Origin of the sequence: Flavobacterium covae, from assembly GCF_001534645.1 — a bacterium.
Taxonomy (GTDB): Bacteria; Bacteroidota; Bacteroidia; order Flavobacteriales; family Flavobacteriaceae; genus Flavobacterium; species Flavobacterium covae.
Genome location: NZ_CP013992.1, coordinates 1,973,627 through 1,992,776, shown reverse-complemented (window position 1 = coordinate 1,992,776; position 19,150 = coordinate 1,973,627). Strand labels below are relative to the sequence as shown.

The following is a 19,150-nucleotide window of genomic DNA, read 5'->3' as shown; positions in this document are numbered from 1 at the left end:
TCGTTTTAAAATGAAACTTTTAAAAATAAAAAAACAGGAGTGAAATATTGTAAAAGGAATCGTTATCTTAGCGCAAATAAAGAAAGTCTTTAAAGTTTACAGCTGTAATTTTTATAATATGATTAAAAAGTTTTGGTTTATTTGTTTACTATTTTCTTTTATAGCAATTGGTCAAGATAAGTATCCTAAGGATTATTTTGGTTCTCCTTTAGATATTAAATTGAGTATTGCGGGGTCTTTCGGAGAGCTTAGACCTAATCATTTTCATTCGGGAATTGATTTTAGGACACAACAAAAAGAAGGTTTTCCTGTATATGCAACAGCCGATGGATTTGTTTCTCGTTTAAATGTTTCAACTTATGGGTATGGAAAGTGTTTATATATTGATCATCCTAATGGCTATACTACAGTATATGCGCATTTACAACGATTTTCAAAATCAATAGAGCATTACGTTCGAGAAAAGCAATATTTAGATAAAACCTTTGTTTTAGAATTACGTCTAAAAGAACATTTTTTGCCTGTAAAAAAAGGTGATTTGATAGGGTATACAGGTAATACAGGAGGATCTAGTGGACCTCATTTACATTTTGAAATAAGAGATACAAAAACAGAGTTTGTTATGAATCCTTTCTTGTTTGGATATGACGGATTAATAAAAGATACTAAAGCCCCTTCTATAGATGGATTGTATGCTTATACTTTATCTAAAAAAGCTACAATTAACGGTTCTTCCCAGCCTATTATGATTCCTTTGAGTTTGCAATTAGATGGGACGTACCTAGCAGCTCCTGTTAAAGCTAAAGATACAATAGGATTTGCAGTAAATACTCATGATGTATCGGATTATAATTTTGGTAAAAATGGAATTTATAAATTAGAAACATTTTTAAATGGAACACTTCATTTTAAATATCAATTTGATAGTTTTTCTTTTGAAGAATCAAAACATATAAACTGTTTTATAGATTATTCAAGATATAAAAAAACACACCAACGTTTTCAAAAACTTTTTGTGGGGTATATATTTCCAGAAAGTATCATAAAATATAAAAACAATAATGGACAGCTGATAGTAGAACCCAGTTATAACCTCAATTATAAAATAGAAATTCATGATTTTCATGGTAATAAGAACACCATAATTATTCCAATAGAATATTCAAATACGAACAATTCAGTAGAAAATAATGATTTTAAAACTCCCTATTTTCTAAAATCACAAATAGAGCAACTATATTCAAAAGAAGGAATTTCAGTTTTTATTCCAGAACAAACATTCTACGAAGATTTTTACATCAAATTTGATGTAAAAAATCAAGAACTATATTTGCACGACCAGTCGGTAGCAATTAGTAAGCCTATGACTATAACTTTTGATGTCTCTCATTTACCTAAAGAAGGACGTGAAAAAATGTTTATTGCCAATTTAGATGGTTCAAGAATAGAATATAATCCAACCACTAAGAACGAAAATCAGTTTTCAATTAAAGTAAAAAAACTTGGAAAATTTTTAATATCTAAAGATACGACAGCACCTAAAATTTATGCCCCTAATTTTAAAACGTCAGAAGATTTAACTTTAAAGGATTCATTGAAAATTTTTATTTCTGATAATTTATCTGGGATAAAATCCTATAATGCTTACTTAAATAACCAATGGATATTAATGGAATATGAACCTAAATTAAATAGATTAATTCATTATTTTTCGGATTCTAAATTTATAGACGGTAAAAATGATTTTAAATTAGAGGTAGTGGATAATTTAGGAAATACAACTACATTTGAATCCAATTTTTATAAAACAAAAACATAATTTTGAAAACTAAACTTTCTTTTTTATTGCTGCTATTTTCGTTTACTCTTTTAGGTCAGATCGCTAGAGTGAAAGGAATTGTGTTAGATGAAAACGATATTCCTGTAGAGGGAGTAAATGTGTCTTTTCAACAAAAAAATACCAAAACAAATGAAAACGGCTTTTATCAATTAGTAATTCCTTCAAAAGTAAAATCTAATTTAAAGTTTACACATTTATCCTTAAAATCAGCTGTTATCTCTTTAGAACTTAATCCTAATGAAGATTATGAGTTTAATATAGTACTAAAAAGCACAACGGAGCAACTAGGAGAAGTTGTTATATCTAATAATAATAAAAAAAGAGTAGAAGGAATTACAACATTATCGCCTAAAGCTATTCGATTGATACCAGGAGCTAATTCAGGAGTAGAAAATATTTTAAAATCATTACCAGGAGTAAATTCTAACAACGAACTAAGTACACAATATGCCGTAAGAGGAGGTAACTATGATGAAAATTTAGTGTATGTAAACGAAATAGAAGTATATCGCCCTTTTTTAATTCGATCGGGACAACAAGAAGGTTTAAGTTTTACGAATGCGGATCTAATTCAACACGTTGATTTTTCATCAGGAGGATTTCAGGCTAAATATGGAGATAAATTGTCATCTGTACTAGATATAACGTATAGAAAACCAACTAAATTTGGAGCTTCCCTTGAAGCCTCGTTTTTAGGAGGAAGTGTTTCTATGGATAATGTGTCGAAAGATCAAAAGTGGAATGCAGTTACAGGAATACGTTATCGAGATAATAGTTTATTAGTAAAGAGCCAAGAAACTCAAACAAATTTCAAACCGCGATTTGCAGATTTACAAACATATATAACTTTTACCCCTAATCTTAAATGGCAATTTGGTTTTTTAGGGAATTTATCGCAAAATAGATACGATTATAGACCTTTTTCTAGACAAACGAATTTTGGCTCTCTACAAGAACCTATAGCATTATTAGTACAGTATGATGGAGTAGAAAAAGATGCTTATACTACAGCTTTTGGAGCATTAAAAGGGCAGTATAAAATAAATGATAATTCTAATTTAAAATGGATTAACTCAATTTATCATACGATTGAACAAGAGTACTATGATATAATGGCAGAATATAAACTAGGAGAGATAAACTCCAATTTAGGAGATTCTAGTTTTGGTAATGTTGAATATGCTAGAGGAATAGGTTCTCAGCTTACCCATGCTCGTAATGATTTAGATGCTTTAATTGTAAATACTGAACTAAAAGGAAATCATAAGATAAAAGAAAACCAAATAGACTGGGGATTTAAATATACGTATGAAAGTATACGAGATAGAATCAGAGAATGGGAAGTAATTGATTCTGCCGGTTTCTTATTAAACCCTCCTAAAATTGTACCCAAAAAAGATCAACCCTATACGCCCTATATAGGACCTTTAGTACCTTATAATAGTATTAGAGCTGTTAATTATACTAATATTAATCGTTTTTCTGCGTATGTTCAGTGGAATAAACGTTTGAAGTGGAGAGAACATGAATTATTTATAAATACAGGAGTAAGAGCTCAAAGCTGGAAAGTTATAGATATACTTAAAAAAGGCAATAATCAAATTACCTTTAGTCCAAGAGCACAATTTGCTATAAAACCTAATTGGCGCACAGATATGCTTTTTAGAATTTCAGGAGGTTGGTATCATCAACCGCCCTTTTATAGGGAGTTGAGAGATTCCCTAGGAGAAGTTAGATCTAATGTTAAGGCACAAGAGTCTACTCATATAGTGTTGGGACATGATTTTAGCTTTAAAATGTGGAAGCGCCCATTTAGATTGGTGACAGAATTGTATTATAAAGATATGAATAACGTAAATCCTTATACAATAGATAATGTAAGGATACGTTATAAAGCTCTTAATAACGCCGAAGCTTATGCTAAAGGAATAGATATTAGAATGAATGGTGAATTTATTCCAGGGACTGAATCATGGTTAAGTTTTGGATATATGGATACACAAGAGTCTATTGATGGAAAACGATACATACCTCGGCCTACTGATCAAAGATTAAAGTTTGGAGCTTTGTTTCAAGATTATGTTCCTAACATACCTGCTCTAAAAATGTATCTTAATTTAGTGTATAATACAGGTTTGCCTGGAGGATCACCTTCTTATGCAAATCCCTATGAATACCAATCAAGATTAAGAGATTATCGTAGAGCAGATATTGGTTTTTCATACGTTTTTACGGATAGAGCTAGAGCCAAAGAAAAAGATAATTGGCTAAGACATTTTAAAGAACTAGCTCTTGGAATGGAAATTTTTAATATGTTTGATAACCAGAACTCAATTACAAATACATGGGTAAGAGATGTCTATACTAAAAACCAATATGGAGTACCTAATTACTTAACAACTCGTGTATTTAGTATAAAATTAAACGTAAAAATATAAAATTTAAAAAGGTATATTTGGATTAAATAGAACTACAATGAAAAAAAAGATTTTATACTTTCTGCCTTTTATCATTTCATTAGGAAGTTGTAAAGAAGAAGAAAAACCAAAAGTAAAATATGATAGATCTGTAAAACAAGTTGAAATAAAGAAAGATACAACCCGCTTATTAGTTGCGGATTTGCCTATTTACTTTTCTAGCTCCAATGTTTTAATTTATCCAATGGGAGAGCTAAGGGTAAGTGATCTGAAAAAAGGAAATTATGATGGTGATAAGATGGATATGAATGGATTTAATGTATCAAATGTTTTAGATGAAGAACTTACAGGATACCTACAAAATGTTAAGTTTCAAGAAATAGGAAAAGATTCTTTACATGTGTTGACTGATAAATCTGTTTTAATTGAACGAATGACTTATCTTAAGTCAAAAAAGATATTAGTATATGTCATGGCCGATAATGATACAAATCAGGATGGTAAAGTTGATTCTTATGATGTGAAATCTTTGTATTTGAGTACTGATTTAGGGAATCAATTTACTAAAGTTTCAACTGATATGCAGGAATTGATCGATTGGAATTATGTAGAAGTAGCAAACAGAATCTTTTTTAGAACTATAGATGATCGCAATAAAAATGGAGCTTTTGATAAAACGGATGGCTTACATTATTTTTATGTTGATGTTAAAAAAGATTGGGTAGCCCAAGAGTTTAAAATATAATAAGATTTTCTTAATAAATGAAACTGTCCAAAAAGTCAGCAATCTTGTCGTTTCGATCAAAGGGAGAAATTGCATAATGTTGATTATGAGACTCCTACTTACGTTTGAGTGACAAACTACATATTGATTTATTACTTTTTGGACAGTCTCATTATTTTACTCTAAACTTTGCATCATTACGAGTTTTGCATACATACCCTCTTTTGCAAGTAATTCGCTGTGTGTACCTTGTTCAACAATTTCTCCTTTTTGCATTACAATAATATTGTCTGCTTTTTGAATGGTTGAAAGGCGGTGTGCAATTACAATAGAAGTTCTGTTTTGCATCATATTTTCAAGAGCTACCTGTACCAGTTTTTCGCTTTCAGTATCAAGCGCAGAAGTAGCCTCATCAAGAATCATAATAGGAGGGTTTTTTAAGACAGCTCTTGCAATTGATAAACGTTGTTTTTGTCCACCAGATAATTTTCCACCCGCATCGCCAATATTGGTCTCAATCCCGTTAGGTAGGTCTTTTACAAATTCATAAGCATTCGCAATTTTTAAAGCATTAACGATTTCCTCATCAGTGGCAGTAGGTTTACCTATTAATAAATTGTTTTTTATCGAATCATTAAATAAAATTGAATCTTGCGTAACAATACCCATCAAAGATCTTAAAGATTGCATTGAAATATCCTTAATATTGATTCCGTCTATACTTATTGTTCCTTCATTTACGTCGTAAAAACGAGTAAGTAAATTGGCAATTGTACTTTTTCCCGATCCTGATTGCCCCACTAAAGCAATGGTTTTGCCTTTCGGAACTTCAATCGTGAAATTTTTTAAAACCTTCTCGTCTTTATAACTAAAATTGATGTTTTCAATTTTTATCAAATTTTTAAATTCTTTTTGATCTAGAGCATTAGGTTGATCTACTATGTGGCTTTCTTGTTCTAATAAAGTAAAAACCCTTTCAGCAGCAGCTAAACCGCTTTTTACTTGATAAGAAGCTTTTGAAATAGATTTAGCAGGTTGTAAAATAGTGTATGCTAGTGCTATATAACCAATGAAGGCTGTTCCTGCAAGACTTTTTTCAATTAAAACCAAATGTCCTCCGTACCATAATAGGGTAGCAATGGTTAGGATACCAAAAAACTCACTCATAGGAGAGGAAAGATTGTTTTTATTGGCTATGTTGTTAGATAATTTTAATACACGATTAACAGAGTCATTGAACTTTTGTATAAAAATAGGTTCTGCGTTAAATCCTTTTACAACTTTTAATCCTGATAAAGTTTCGTCTAAAATAGAAATGAAAATACCTTGTTCTTGTTGGGCTCTTTGTGATTTAGCTTTTAATGTTTTACCAATTCTTGAAATGATAAAGCCTGAAATAGGAATAAATATAAAAACAAATAAAGTTAGTTTTATACTAATGAATAACATGGCAATAATTGAAAAAAGTATTGTCATAGGTTCGCGAACAATAAGTTCTAAAATTTGAAAAAATGAATTTTGAACCTCGCCTACATCACCTAACATACGAGCCATTACGTCTCCTTTTCGAGTATCTGAATAATAAGATACAGGTAGGTTAATGATTTTGTGATAAAGTTTAATACGAAGATCTCTAAGTACTCCATTTCTTAATATCGTAACTTGTCTTGATCCTAAATAATTAAATAAGTTTTTAAATAAAGCCGTAATGATTACAATACTTATAACTACTAATAATGCGTTTTGTTTGCCGTATTCATCTGAAATTTCAGTTAGTTTGTAGTTAAAAGAATCAGATAAGAATTCTTTTAAGTTAGATATACCTGTATAAAAAGGTTTTTTGTTAATCCTTGCGTTTTGTTTAAAAAGAACCTCAAGTGTAGGCATGATAGATACCATTAAGAGTGTACTAAACAAAGCATATAAGACGTTGAAAAGAACATTCCAAAGAATGTTCTTTTTATAGCTTAATGCGTATGGAATTATTTTTTTTAAATTGTGATCCATTAGTTCAATTGCATATCGTTGATGATATTTTTTATTTTAGTGTTCAGTTGTTTTTCTGCTTCTGGAACATCAGCTGTTGAACCAATAGTACAATTTACACTGAAGTAAAATTTAATTTTAGGTTCTGTTCCGCTCGGACGTGCGCAGATTTTACTACCATCTTCTAAGTAATAAATTAAAACATTTGATTTAGGAACATGAATATCAAATTCTTCATTATTCATAAAATCTTTTCCTTTAGAAGTCAGGTAATCTTCCACACAAACTACACGTTCATTATTGATTTCGTTCATTGGATTTTCACGAAGATTTTTCATCATGGCTTCTATTTCAGCTGCTCCATCTATTCCTTTTTTTGTAATAGAAATAAGATGTTCTTTATAAAAACCAAAGTCTACGTAGAGTTCTTCTAATCTTTGATACAATGTTTTACCAGCTTCTTTTGCTTGTGCGGCAATCTCGCAAATTAATAGAATTGCACCTACTGCATCTTTATCACGTACAGCATCGCCTACCATAAAACCAAAACTTTCTTCTCCACCGCCAATGAATTTTTGGTTTGGAAAATCTTTAATAAATTTAGCAATCCATTTAAATCCTGTTAGTCCTACTTTACATTCTACTTCATAAGCCTCTGCTAAATCAAGCATCATAGGAGTTGAAACAATAGTAGATCCAATAAATTCTGTACCTGTTAATTTATCAGCTTTTTTCCACTGTTCTAATAAGAATGCAGTCATGATTACCATAGTCTGATTTCCGTTTAAAAGAATCATCTCGTTTTGATTGTTTCGCACGGCAACTCCTAGACGGTCAGAGTCAGGATCGGTTCCAATAACAATATCGGCATTTATTTTATTAGCTAATTCTACGGCTAGAGTCAAAGCTTCAGGTTCTTCTGGATTAGGTGATTTTACAGTAGGAAAATTACCATCTGGAACAGCTTGTTCTTCTACGATATTTAGATCGGTATATCCAGCAGCGTTTAAAACGTTAGGGATTGCTTTTATAGAGGTGCCGTGTAATGAAGTATAAACAATTTTTAAATCTTTTTTAGCTTCCGTTGTTGTATTAAAACAGGCATTTTCAAGTGTGCTTTTTAGAAAAGCATCATCTATTTCCTTATCTATATATTCAATGAGAGTTTCGTTTGATTTAAAGTTGATATCAGTATACTCTAAAGCCTCAATAGCTTGGATAATTTCTTTGTCTTGTGGAGGTACAATCTGACCTCCATCTTGCCAATACACTTTATAGCCATTGTATTCGGGTGGATTGTGTGATGCGGTTAGTACAATGCCTACATGACAAGCTAAATATCTAACCGTAAATGATAATTCTGGCGTGGGTCTTAATTCAGAAAATAAAAAAACCTTAATTCCATTAGCTGAAAAAACATCGGCAACAACTTTCGCTAATGTGTTACTATTAGCGCGGCAGTCATAAGCAATAGCTACTTTTATTTCTTCGTTTGGAAAACATTTTTTTAAATAATTAGATAAGCCTTGTGTGTTTTTACCTAGAGTATATTTATTAATTCGATTAGTTCCCACTCCCATAATACCGCGCATACCACCTGTGCCAAATTCTAAATTTTTATAAAAACTATCTTCTAGTTCTTTAGGTGATGAGGTCATCATCTCTTTAATGATTTCTTGGGTTTCGCTATCAAAAGTAGGGGTTAACCAAATATTTGCTTTTTCTAAAATTGCCTGTTCAATGTGCATAATTCTGTTGTTTTTATAGTCAATTTTTTTTGTTCTTATTATAGCCTTAATTTATTTCTGTTAGAAAATAGTAATATTAAAAGAGTTGATTTTTATCTTCTAGATAGATAATGAAAGGTTGGTTGTGCCAAAAAAATATCGGTTATTTGGATTGATTTTTTTTTCAATAGTCAAAAAAAATAGACCTATTATTGGTACTATGATCTTGATTTTTATATCGTTTCTTGAATTTTATATCGCTCTTCGTTGTTTTTTGTACGAAGAATTATTTCGCCCAAAAAGCCTGCTAAAAATAATTGAGTACCTATAATCATTGTAGTTAGAGCAATGTAAAACCATGGATTATGAGTGATTAAAATTGTTTCCTGATGTGTGTAAAGTTTCCAAAGTTTAATAGCACCTATATAGCTTGCTGATAAAAAACCAATTACAAACATTAAAGTACCCAACAATCCAAATAAATGCATTGGTCTTTTTCCAAATTTACCTAAAAACCAAATGGTAATGAGGTCTAAAAAGCCATTTACAAAACGATCAATACCAAATTTAGATTCACCATATTTTCGAGCTTGATGTAGAACTACCTTTTCACCAATTTTTTTAAAGCCAGCGTTTTTTGCTAATACAGGGATATAGCGGTGCATTTCCCCAAAAACCTCTATGTTTTTTATTACCGTGTTCTTGTATGCCTTTAAACCGCAGTTAAAGTCATTCAGTTGCACGCCTGAAGTTTTTCTAGCGGCTGCATTAAAAAGTTTAGAAGGTAGATTTTTTGTTAAAGTATTATCATAACGTTTCTTTTTCCAACCTGAAACTAAATCAAAATTTTCTTTAGAAATCATTTGGTAAAGTTCTGGTATTTCATCAGGACTGTCTTGTAAATCGGCATCCATAGTAATGACTACACTACCTTCTGCCTTAGCAAAACCAGCATGTAAAGCCTGACTTTTTCCATAATTGCGCAAAAAACGAATTCCTTTTAAGTTTTCGTTTTTTGATGCTAATTGTTGTATCACTTGCCAAGAATCATCAGTGCTTCCGTCGTCAATAAACAAGACTTCGTATGAATACTGATTCTGAATCATAACACGTTCAATCCATGAAACTAACTCGGGTAATGATTCTTGTTCGTTTAATAAGGGTATTATAATTGATATATCCACTTTTATAGTTGATTTGACGATTTTGTTTTGAAAAATGCAGACAAAATTAAACCAAAAATTGCACTTATTAAAATTGTAAAAATAGTTCCTTTAAAAAAGTTACCTATTGAAAACTGATCTTGCATTTCAAGTTGTTTAATAGATTCTTTAATAACGGATCTAGGCGTTCCAAATTTTTGAAGCATAGTGCCTGTTTCTTTAATTATAATTTCCTTTACACTTTCTTTTAAAGAAGAATCTATAACATTAAATAAAATTAGTTCAAAAAGAGAACCCATAAGTATTCCAATGGTAGTAGCAATAAAATAAGTTGTAAATGTTTCTTTAAAAGTAATCCCTGTTTCAAAATCTTTTTGAGTCTTTCTTAGTAATAAAAAAATGATAATAAGATAAAGTCCATACTTAATAAAAGTAATCCATCCTGAAGTAAATAATTCAATATTGGTAAGGTAAATGAAAAGCGTAGTCAATATTGAAATGAGTCCTATAACCAATCCGTATTGAACCCCGTTTTTTTTGATAATTTCGTTCATAATTTAATGCTCTGATTTTAGATTAACAAATATAAGTATTTTGATAGTAAGTAGTTTTAAAATTAAAAATGTTACATAATAATTTGTATATTAAAAAAATATATTACATTTGCAACCTGAATTAAAAGTATTATATAGTAAAAGCTGTTGTAAATCAATACCTTTTAGCGATAAAAGCATCAAGATTGAATACAGCAAAACATAAACAGATTTATTATGAAAAAAGGAATCCATCCAGAAAATTACAGATTAGTAGCTTTCAAAGATATGTCAAACGATGATGTATTTATTACTAAATCTACAGTTGAAACAAAAGAAACAATTACACATGAAGGTGTAGAATATCCAGTATTTAAAATGGAGATTTCTCGTTCTTCTCACCCTTTTTACACTGGTAAATCTAAATTGGTTGATACAGCAGGACGTATTGACAAATTCAAAACTAAATATGCCAAATTCAATAAATAATATTGAATTTTATATAGTCAACAAAAGCACCATGAAAGTGGTGCTTTTTTGTTTTAACATTTTTTTGAAATTTATGAAAAAATGCTAATTTAAAAATGGAATTTGCTTATTTTTGGAATATTAAAAAAGGGTGTTCTAAAAACAAAAAACACTATCTGCTTTATTATTCCTGCAATAAGAGGAACTTTATACTCAATAGTATAAGCTCTATCCTTTTGGTATATAAAGTATAACATTGTCAGTTTTTGAAACATCTTTCTATAAAATTATAAAAATATATGAACTACATACTTTTTGATGGAAATGTACGCAATGCTTTGCTTCCATTTACTTTTACTCGTCCCGTAGCAGATATTCGAATAGGAATTTTGACTATTCGTGAAAAATGGGAAAAATTTTTAGGATATACCACTACAACTATTACCGAGGAATACTTATCAGAAAAATATCCTATGGTAGAAATGGAAGAAAATATTATGATTAATGCTTCTTTTTTACCCAACGATGTACTGGTAGAAATGATTAAATCTTTAGAAGAAAATCAAGCCCTTTTTTATAAAGATGAAGTAGTTGCTTTTTATAGTAAAGAAAATCAAGAAGTAGATTTTGATACATTTGAAATAATAGAATGCACAGTTGATTGTATTACAATTGAACATACATGGGATATTTTTGCTAAAAACGATATAGCGCTTCGTGAAGATTTTGAATTAATTACAGAAGGAAGAACCTCACAACCAATTCCTAAATCGGTGAATGTAATTGCTCCTGAAAATATTTTTATAGAAGAAGGTGCTAAGCTAGAATTTGTAACCCTAAATGCTTCTACGGGACCAATTTATATTGGTAAAAACTCAGAAATAATGGAAGGATCTGTTATACGCGGTCCTTTTGCTTTATGTGAAGAAGCACAAGTAAAATTAGCAACCAAAATTTATGGAGCTACTACGGTTGGTCCTCACAGTAGAGTAGGAGGAGAAATTAATAACTCGGTTTTATTTGCTTATTCTAATAAAGGACACGATGGTTTTTTAGGAAATTCAGTATTAGGAGAATGGTGTAATATAGGAGCAGATAGTAATAACTCTAATTTAAAAAATAATTATGAAGAAGTAAAACTTTGGAGTTATGAAACAGAAACTTTTGCCCGTACAGGACTTCAATTTTGTGGTTTAATGATGGGAGACCATAGTAAATGTGGAATTAATACCATGTTTAATACAGGTACCGTTGTAGGTGTTTCTGCTAATATTTTTGGTGCTGGATTTCCTCGTAATTTTGTACCTAGTTTTTCTTGGGGAGGCGCTTCTGGGTTTACCACCTATCTTACCGCAAAAGCCTTTCAAACCGCTAAAATTGTAATGTCAAGACGTAATATTGAATTTTCAGAACAAGATGTTAAAATTTTAGAACACGTTTTCGAAGAAACTAAAAAATATAGAAAAGAATAACCAAAAAATAAATTAAAATAAGAAACCGCGAGTGTAAATTCGTGGTTTTTTAGCTTTGAAAAAAATGTATAGAATAGAAAATGATTTATTAGGTGATTTACAAGTTCCTGTAAATGCCTATTACGGAGTGCAAACACAACGCGCCATTGAAAATTTTAATATTTCAGGAGTACGATTGTATCAATTTCCCGAATTTATAAAAGGACTTGCCTATGTAAAATGGGCAGCAGCCGAAACAAATTTTGATTTAGGGTTACTTGAAGAACCAATAAAAAATGCTATCGTACAGGCCTCCAAAGAAGTGATTGAAGGAAAGTTTGATCGCGAATTTCCAGTTGATATGATTCAAGGAGGAGCAGGAACTTCAACAAACATGAATATTAACGAAGTTTTAGCCAATAGAGCTCTAGAAATCATGGGATATGAAAAAGGGCAGTATCAGTTTTGCTCACCTAATGACCATGTAAATTTATCGCAATCTACAAATGATGCGTATCCAACCGCTATAAAAATTGGAGCTATACGCTCTAATATGAATCTAATTTCGCATTTAAAACAATTAATAACATCTTTTAGGAAAAAAGGAGAAGAGTTTAAACATGTTTTAAAAATGGGACGCACCCAGTTACAAGATGCAGTTCCAATGACTTTAGGTCAAGAATTTGAAGCTTTTGCAGCTACTTTAGAAGAAGAAATAGATCGACTAACACAAAACTCAAATCTTTTTTTAGAAATTAATATGGGAGCAACTGCCATTGGTACAGGACTAAATGCACCCATAGGATATGCTCAGTTATGTGCGGAAAAATTAGCGATAATTACAGGTTTAGCTATAGTATCAGCTCCAAACTTAATTGAAGCAACACCAGATACAGGATCCTACGTAATTTATTCTTCCGCTTTAAAACGTATGGCAATCAAAATGTCAAAAATATGTAACGATTTACGATTGTTATCATCGGGACCTCGTTGTGGACTAAACGAAATCAATTTGCCTCCCATGCAGCCAGGTTCTTCTATCATGCCTGGGAAAGTAAATCCTGTTATCCCAGAAGTAATGAATCAGGTTTGTTTTCGCGTTATAGGAAATGATTTAACCGTTACTATGGCAGCTGAAGCAGGACAATTACAACTAAACGTTATGGAGCCAGTACTCATTTATGCTATTCTTGAATCCATGCAATTAATGAGTCAAGCCATGGATACCCTAAGAGAAAAATGTATTAATGGTATAACCGCCAATGAAGAACATTGCCGTGAAATGGTATTACATAGTATAGGTATCGTAACCGCTCTAAATCCTTATATAGGCTATAAGAACAGTACTAAAATAGCCAAAGAAGCACTAGAAACAGGCAAAAGTGTATACAATTTAGTCCTAGAACACAACATCCTTTCGAAAGAGCAGCTAGACGATATTTTAAATCCAGAAAATATGTTAGCCCCAAAAGCCTTTCATAAATAAAAAAAATACCGATTTTACGAAAAAAAAGTAAATATAAAATTACTGTTTAAAGCGATTTTTTAGAATTTCAGAATGTAAAATCGGTGTTTTTCTTTTAATTAAGAATAGTAATAAATTAGTAAGGAGTGAATAAACTACTATTTTTTTAACCAAAAAATCTAGTTAAATTTGCCTTCTCAATTTTTGACAACGATTTCATCGATTGAGAATAAATTATGGAAAACAAAAAAAAAGTAGCGTTTTATACGCTGGGATGTAAATTAAACTTCTCTGAAACATCCACCATTGCACGAAATTTTCATGAGGAAGGTTTTGATCGCGTAGATTTTGAAGAAATAGCAGATATCTATGTAATTAATACTTGCTCCGTTACGGATAATGCAGATAAACAATTCAAGCAGATTGTAAAAAAAGCAATGAAGCTTAACGAAAAAGCCTTTGTAGCTGCGGTAGGTTGTTACGCACAGTTAAAACCCGAAGAATTAGCAGCTGTAGATGGTGTTGATTTAGTTTTAGGGGCTACCGAAAAATTTAAGATAACAGATTATTTGAATGATCTTTCTAAAAATGATTTAGGCGAAGTACATTCATGCGAAATAGAGGAAGCAGATTTTTATGTAGGAAGTTATTCTATAGGCGATAGAACCCGTGCTTTTTTGAAAGTCCAAGATGGATGTGATTATAAATGTACCTATTGTACAATTCCGTTAGCCAGAGGAATTTCTCGTAGCGATACCATGGAAAATGTAATGAAAAATGCTCAAGAAATTTCTAAAAAAGGAATTAAAGAAATTGTATTAACAGGCGTGAATATTGGAGATTATGGAAAAGGAGAGTTTGGAAATAAAAAACACGAACACACTTTTCTAGAGTTAGTTCAAGCCTTAGATAAGTTAGAAGGTATCGAAAGATTGCGTATATCCTCAATAGAACCCAATCTATTGAAAAATGAAACCATTAATTTCGTTTCACAAAGCAGAACCTTTGTTCCTCATTTCCATATTCCGTTACAATCAGGTTCTAATACAATATTAAAACGCATGAAACGTCGTTATTTGCGCGAGTTATACTCAGATCGAGTTACTAAAATACGAGAAGTAATGCCTCATGCCTGCATTGGTGTAGATGTTATTGTTGGTTTTCCAGGAGAAACAGACGAACTATTCTTAGAAACATATAATTTTTTACATAATTTAGATATTTCATATCTTCATGTATTTACCTATTCAGAAAGAGATAATACAGAAGCCGCAGAAATGGAAGGAGTAGTGCCTGGAAATATACGAGCCAAACGCTCAAAAATGTTACGTGGTTTGTCTGTAAAAAAACGCCGCGCCTTTTACGAGAGTCAAATAGGAACTAATAGAACAGTTCTTTTTGAAGGAGAAAATAAAGAAGGGTATATTCACGGATTTACAGAGAATTATGTAAAAGTAAAAACACCATGGAATCCAGAATTAGTTAATTCATTACATGAAGTTAGCTTGTCTAAAATAGATGAAGACGGAAGTGTAAGGATAGAATTTGTGAAAGACTAGTCCTTCTTTTTTTTATAATTCATAAAATAAGATGTCTAAAAAGTTATATTTCCATATATGGTTTTATCTCAAAAGCAGTTAGAATGACATACATCGTCAGTGATTTTCGTGATTTTTTGCAGGTTCCTTCATTCAAATCAATAAAAAGTAGATTTGAGCGAAGGAACTTAATAAAATAAATTATTGTAATAAAATCTCTTTAGATAATTTTCTTTTATGTAGAACGTTAAAATTCAGCAATGAAATCATGTAACGGTTTAAGTGAAATTTCAGTTCCCGTTTCGCCATTCTCAATATAATCAAAAGGATTGTCTAAATCTTTAATTAAAAAAAGCATATACCAAATTAAGAAGGTAATAAGTATAGTAAGAAACATGGCAGCTAAAAAAGGCTCTATCTGAATAATAATTAACCCAATTGAAGTTAAGAAAGCCATAGCCTCAACAATAGCATAAGCAGAAACAGCGAAATCAGTATCACGTATTGTATCCATTCTCATAATAACTTTACGTAATTGATTTTGTTCGTTTTTCATTTTTATGATATAATTAGCCTGAATTTCTTCTCTTTCAAGATTAACCAAATGATCATTAATAGAGCTAATATAGGCTAAAAGAGAAGAAGTGCTTTCTGATTTATAAAACCATTTTTTAATAAAGATAGGGAGCTCTTTTTGGTATTCTAAAAAAAAAATAGCGGCTTCTGAATTTTTAGATTTAATAATTGTAAGTGTATCATCTTGTAAAGTACGCATAGAACAGACTAATTCAGTAGGTAATTTCTCACTCTCTTTGTAGTCAGACAACACACCACTAATTAGAAAACCAATTAGAAAAATAGTACCAGCAACTAAACTAGTAAAAAGAGCATTGAGTTCCATTAGTTCAAAATTATAGTAATGACTCAGTAATTTAAAAATTCCAACAATCAAAATAATAGGGAAAATTTTAAAAGCAATTTTCCACTTAAGAGTTAAATTTTTCATTTTTATTTTTTTTGCAATTTTAAAGAAAAAGTTTTTTTCATGCTACTGTTTTACGGCCAGAATAAATAATTAATTTAGTCGAAAAAATAATAAAAATAAAAGAATGTCTAAGTTGCAAGTATATTTTATGCCAGGAATGGCTGCCAGTTCAAAAATATTTGAACGGATTCAGTTGCCTAAAGAATTTTTTGATACGTATTTTTTAGAGTGGGAAATGCCTCAAAAAAACGAAACACTTAAAAATTATGCTCAAAGAATGTCGAAAAAAGTATCAGGAGAAGATATTGTTTTAATAGGGGTTTCCTTTGGGGGCATTTTAGTGCAAGAAATGGCGCAATTTATAAATCCTAAAAAGGTAATCATTATTTCAAGTGTAAAAAGTAATGAAGAATTACCTAAAAGGATGAAAATAGCAAAGAGAACTAAGTTGTATAAAATATTGCCCACAGGTTTAGCCAAAAATATAGAAACCTTGGCGAAATACGTTTTTGGAAAAGGAATTGTAAAACAAAGAATAGAATTATACAAAAAATTTATGACACGTACTGAAAAAGAGTACTTAGATTGGGCTATAGAACAAGTAGTATGTTGGGAAAGAAACGAACCTGATTTAAAAGTAATTCATATTCAGGGAGATGCAGATGAGGTTTTTCCTGTGAAAAATATAGAAAAATATATAAATGTTAAAGGGGGGACCCATATTATGATTTTAAATAAATACAAATGGTTAAATGAAAATTTACCTAAATTAATAAAGGAATAAAATGAAGTTGAGAAATATTGTTTTTTTTATTTTATGTGTTGGCTTTATGTTAGTAAGTTGGAAAAATAATCATCTTTTTCCAATAAAAATTGATTTTTGTGGAGAAGAAGTGCCTCTTAATATACCTGATGTGCGTGAAAGATTAGATCGAGAATTAGTTATTAATGAATATATGCACGGTTCTACCATAATGATCATCAAACGGGCATATCGTTTTTTTCCTATTATCGAACCTATTCTGATTAAAAATAATATACCCGATGATTTTAAATATTTAGCTGTTATAGAAAGTTCTTTAACGAATGCTACTTCTCCTTCAGGAGCAAAAGGATTTTGGCAATTTATGCCTCAAACAGCTAAAGAAAAAGGAATGGAAATAACAGAAGGAGTTGATGAACGTTATCATTTAGAAAAGGCTACACAAGCAGCTTGTGAATATTTGTTAAAAGCAAAAGAGAAATTTGGTTCTTGGACTTTAGCGGCTGCCTCTTATAATGGAGGAATGAATGGTTTGCAAAAAGCTATTAATCAACAATTCGTTACGAATTACTATGATTTGTTGCTTACAGATGAAACATTCCGATATGTATTTAGAATTTTAGCACTAAAAGAAATTATGAAAAACCCAAAACAATATGGGTTTGAATTAAATGAGGAGGAGTTGTACAAACCGTTAAAAATAAAAAAGATAGAAGTAGATAGTACAATTACAGATTTGGCTAAATTTGCTAAAAGCCAAGGAGTTAATTATAAAGAATTAAAATTAATGAACCCTTGGTTACGAGATGTAAAACTTGATAATCCTAATAAGAAAAAATATATTTTAGATTTACCTGTTAAATAAAAATATAATTTTATTAGTTAGTCGGGTAGGTATTAGTGAGTAAAAAGAGATCGGATTTAGGGTATAATAGATAAAAATATGAGTGTATGAATACAATTACGATAATTGTTTTGATTATTACAGGGTTATTAGCAGGTATGCTAAGTGGCTTAGTAGGAGTAGGAGGAGGAATTATAATGGTGCCTATGATGGTTTTTATTTTAGGTTTTTCACAACACCAAGCCCAAGGAACTAGTTTGGCTGTATTAGTAGTGCCAGTCACGGCTTTGGCTGTGTTTAATTATTATAAAGAAGGATATATTAATTGGAAGTATGCTGGAGTAATAGCTTTATTTTTTGTTGTAGGGAGTTATGCTGGGAGTAAGTTGGCTGTTAATTTAGATCAAAAAATGCTGAAAAAAGTTTTCAGCATTATATTAATTGTTATAGGAAGTAAGATGTTCTTTGAAAAATAAGCTAATTAGAATCTGAAATTTGACTTTTATTTATTTTTTTTTCAATAATGATAGATTTTAGACCTAGGTTAAAGGTTTCATAGTTCATACTTAAAGCGGTTGCAAAACTTGAATTAGGTAAAGGATGCGCGCCTCCTCGTTTGATGTCAATGACTTTTAATTTTTCGTCTAAAAAATAAGAAGTAGGAAATCCTAAAGTATGTTTTAAATGAGCTACTATGGGGGCATCGTTCTTGTAAGATTCATTGGCGTAGCAAACCTCTATGTTATTGTTGAACTTTCGAGCTATTTCTTTGATGTTTTTTCGTTTATCCCAAAATAATAAGATGAATTTAATGTCCTTAGCATGCTTTTCTGCTAGTTTATTTAAAGCCTGGAACTCTCCTTTGCTAGGGACACACCAAGAGGCATAAGTAAGAATAAAGATAGGTTTTTGAATACTACTTAATTGGAGTTTTCTTTTTTCAAATGTTTTGAATGTATAATCTTCGAAATGTGTTCCTTTAAGATGAAACTGAACTAAAGAGTCAAATAATATTTTAGAAGTATTTACATCATTTCGTTCATAAGCATAATTTATTTTTTGATTATACTTTGCTAAATGAGCTCTTAATGCGTCAGGAAAACTTGTAGTTATCACCTTGTCTTGGCAAAAACTATAAATGGAGTATAACGCAACTATTGAGAAATATAACTTTTTCATGTTTATTATTTGCTGCGAAGATAAACGGCTCACTCTTAATGAAATAAAAAATCCGACTAACAGTCTT

General features: G+C 30.6%; 16 protein-coding genes. 10 read left to right on the top strand and 6 right to left on the bottom strand.

The genetic code is table 11. From position 1 onward, the window contains the following. The first annotated feature begins 118 nt into the window (after positions 1-118). Genes AWN65_RS08860 through AWN65_RS08850 form a run of 3 tightly spaced genes read left to right on the top strand, consistent with a single transcriptional unit; the run spans position 119 to position 5,002 of the window. Positions 119-1,819, top strand: coding sequence for a M23 family metallopeptidase (locus AWN65_RS08860; protein WP_060382835.1), 1,701 nt, complete (start codon positions 119-121; stop codon positions 1,817-1,819). A 2-nt stretch (positions 1,820-1,821) separates the two neighbouring features. Next, entirely contained in the window at positions 1,822-4,278 is a 2,457-nt protein-coding gene (locus AWN65_RS08855) for a TonB-dependent receptor (RefSeq protein WP_060382834.1), read from the top strand. Positions 4,279-4,315: 37 nt separating this feature from the next. Further along, positions 4,316-5,002 (top strand): hypothetical protein, encoded by a 687-nt coding sequence (locus AWN65_RS08850; RefSeq protein WP_060382833.1) that lies wholly within the window; start codon positions 4,316-4,318, stop codon positions 5,000-5,002. Between the two features lie 156 nt (positions 5,003-5,158). On the opposite strand, the gene AWN65_RS08845 is transcribed toward AWN65_RS08850, so the two are convergent. From AWN65_RS08845 to AWN65_RS08830, 4 genes are all read right to left on the bottom strand, one after another. Beyond that, positions 5,159-6,988, bottom strand: coding sequence for an ABC transporter ATP-binding protein (locus AWN65_RS08845; protein ID WP_060382832.1), 1,830 nt, complete (start codon positions 6,986-6,988; stop codon positions 5,159-5,161). After that, complete coding sequence (locus AWN65_RS08840) at positions 6,988-8,715, bottom strand: phospho-sugar mutase (RefSeq protein ID WP_060382831.1); 1,728 nt, start codon at positions 8,713-8,715, stop codon at positions 6,988-6,990. The genes AWN65_RS08845 and AWN65_RS08840 overlap by 1 nt, the downstream gene beginning before the upstream one ends. Before the next feature lie 212 nt (positions 8,716-8,927). Next, a complete protein-coding gene (locus AWN65_RS08835; RefSeq protein WP_060382830.1) occupies positions 8,928-9,878 on the bottom strand; it encodes a glycosyltransferase family 2 protein in 951 nt (316 codons plus the stop codon). Positions 9,879-9,880: 2 nt separating this feature from the next. After that, the gene (locus AWN65_RS08830) at positions 9,881-10,411 is read right to left on the bottom strand and encodes a DUF4199 domain-containing protein (protein WP_060382829.1); all 531 of its coding nucleotides are present in this window, start codon (positions 10,409-10,411) and stop codon (positions 9,881-9,883) included. A 216-nt stretch (positions 10,412-10,627) separates the two neighbouring features. On the opposite strand from AWN65_RS08830, the gene AWN65_RS08825 reads away from it, so the two are divergent. From AWN65_RS08825 to mtaB, 4 genes are all read left to right on the top strand, one after another. After that, positions 10,628-10,879, top strand: a complete 252-nt coding sequence (locus AWN65_RS08825; protein WP_014165095.1) for a type B 50S ribosomal protein L31 — start codon at positions 10,628-10,630, stop codon at positions 10,877-10,879. 278 nt (positions 10,880-11,157) lie between these two features. Continuing rightward, positions 11,158-12,330, top strand: a complete 1,173-nt coding sequence (locus AWN65_RS08820; RefSeq protein WP_060382828.1) for a GlmU family protein — start codon at positions 11,158-11,160, stop codon at positions 12,328-12,330. A 64-nt stretch (positions 12,331-12,394) separates the two neighbouring features. Beyond that, positions 12,395-13,795: an aspartate ammonia-lyase gene (gene aspA / locus AWN65_RS08815; protein ID WP_060382827.1), complete on the top strand. Its 1,401-nt coding sequence runs from the start codon at positions 12,395-12,397 to the stop codon at positions 13,793-13,795. 215 nt (positions 13,796-14,010) lie between these two features. After that, positions 14,011-15,333 (top strand): tRNA (N(6)-L-threonylcarbamoyladenosine(37)-C(2))-methylthiotransferase MtaB, encoded by a 1,323-nt coding sequence (gene mtaB, locus AWN65_RS08810; protein WP_060382826.1) that lies wholly within the window; start codon positions 14,011-14,013, stop codon positions 15,331-15,333. Between the two features lie 226 nt (positions 15,334-15,559). Here the strand turns inward: mtaB and AWN65_RS08805 are convergent, their stop codons facing one another. Next, the gene (locus tag AWN65_RS08805; RefSeq protein WP_060382825.1) at positions 15,560-16,318 is read right to left on the bottom strand and encodes a hypothetical protein; all 759 of its coding nucleotides are present in this window, start codon (positions 16,316-16,318) and stop codon (positions 15,560-15,562) included. Positions 16,319-16,421: 103 nt separating this feature from the next. Here AWN65_RS08805 and AWN65_RS08800 point away from each other — a divergent pair, with 103 nt between their 5' ends. The 3 genes from AWN65_RS08800 (at position 16,422) to AWN65_RS08790 (ending at position 18,380) form a co-directional block, all read left to right on the top strand. Further along, on the top strand, positions 16,422-17,081 hold the full coding sequence (locus AWN65_RS08800) for an alpha/beta hydrolase (protein ID WP_060382824.1): 660 nt from the start codon (positions 16,422-16,424) through the stop codon (positions 17,079-17,081). Positions 17,082-17,127: 46 nt separating this feature from the next. Then, positions 17,128-17,925: a lytic transglycosylase domain-containing protein gene (locus AWN65_RS08795; protein ID WP_235588363.1), complete on the top strand. Its 798-nt coding sequence runs from the start codon at positions 17,128-17,130 to the stop codon at positions 17,923-17,925. 86 nt (positions 17,926-18,011) lie between these two features. After that, a complete protein-coding gene (locus AWN65_RS08790) occupies positions 18,012-18,380 on the top strand; it encodes a sulfite exporter TauE/SafE family protein (protein WP_060382822.1) in 369 nt (122 codons plus the stop codon). 1 nt (position 18,381) lies between these two features. Here AWN65_RS08790 and AWN65_RS08785 read toward each other — a convergent pair whose 3' ends face one another. Then, positions 18,382-19,083, bottom strand: a complete 702-nt coding sequence (locus AWN65_RS08785; protein WP_081078420.1) for a TlpA family protein disulfide reductase — start codon at positions 19,081-19,083, stop codon at positions 18,382-18,384. Positions 19,084-19,150 lie beyond the last annotated feature (67 nt).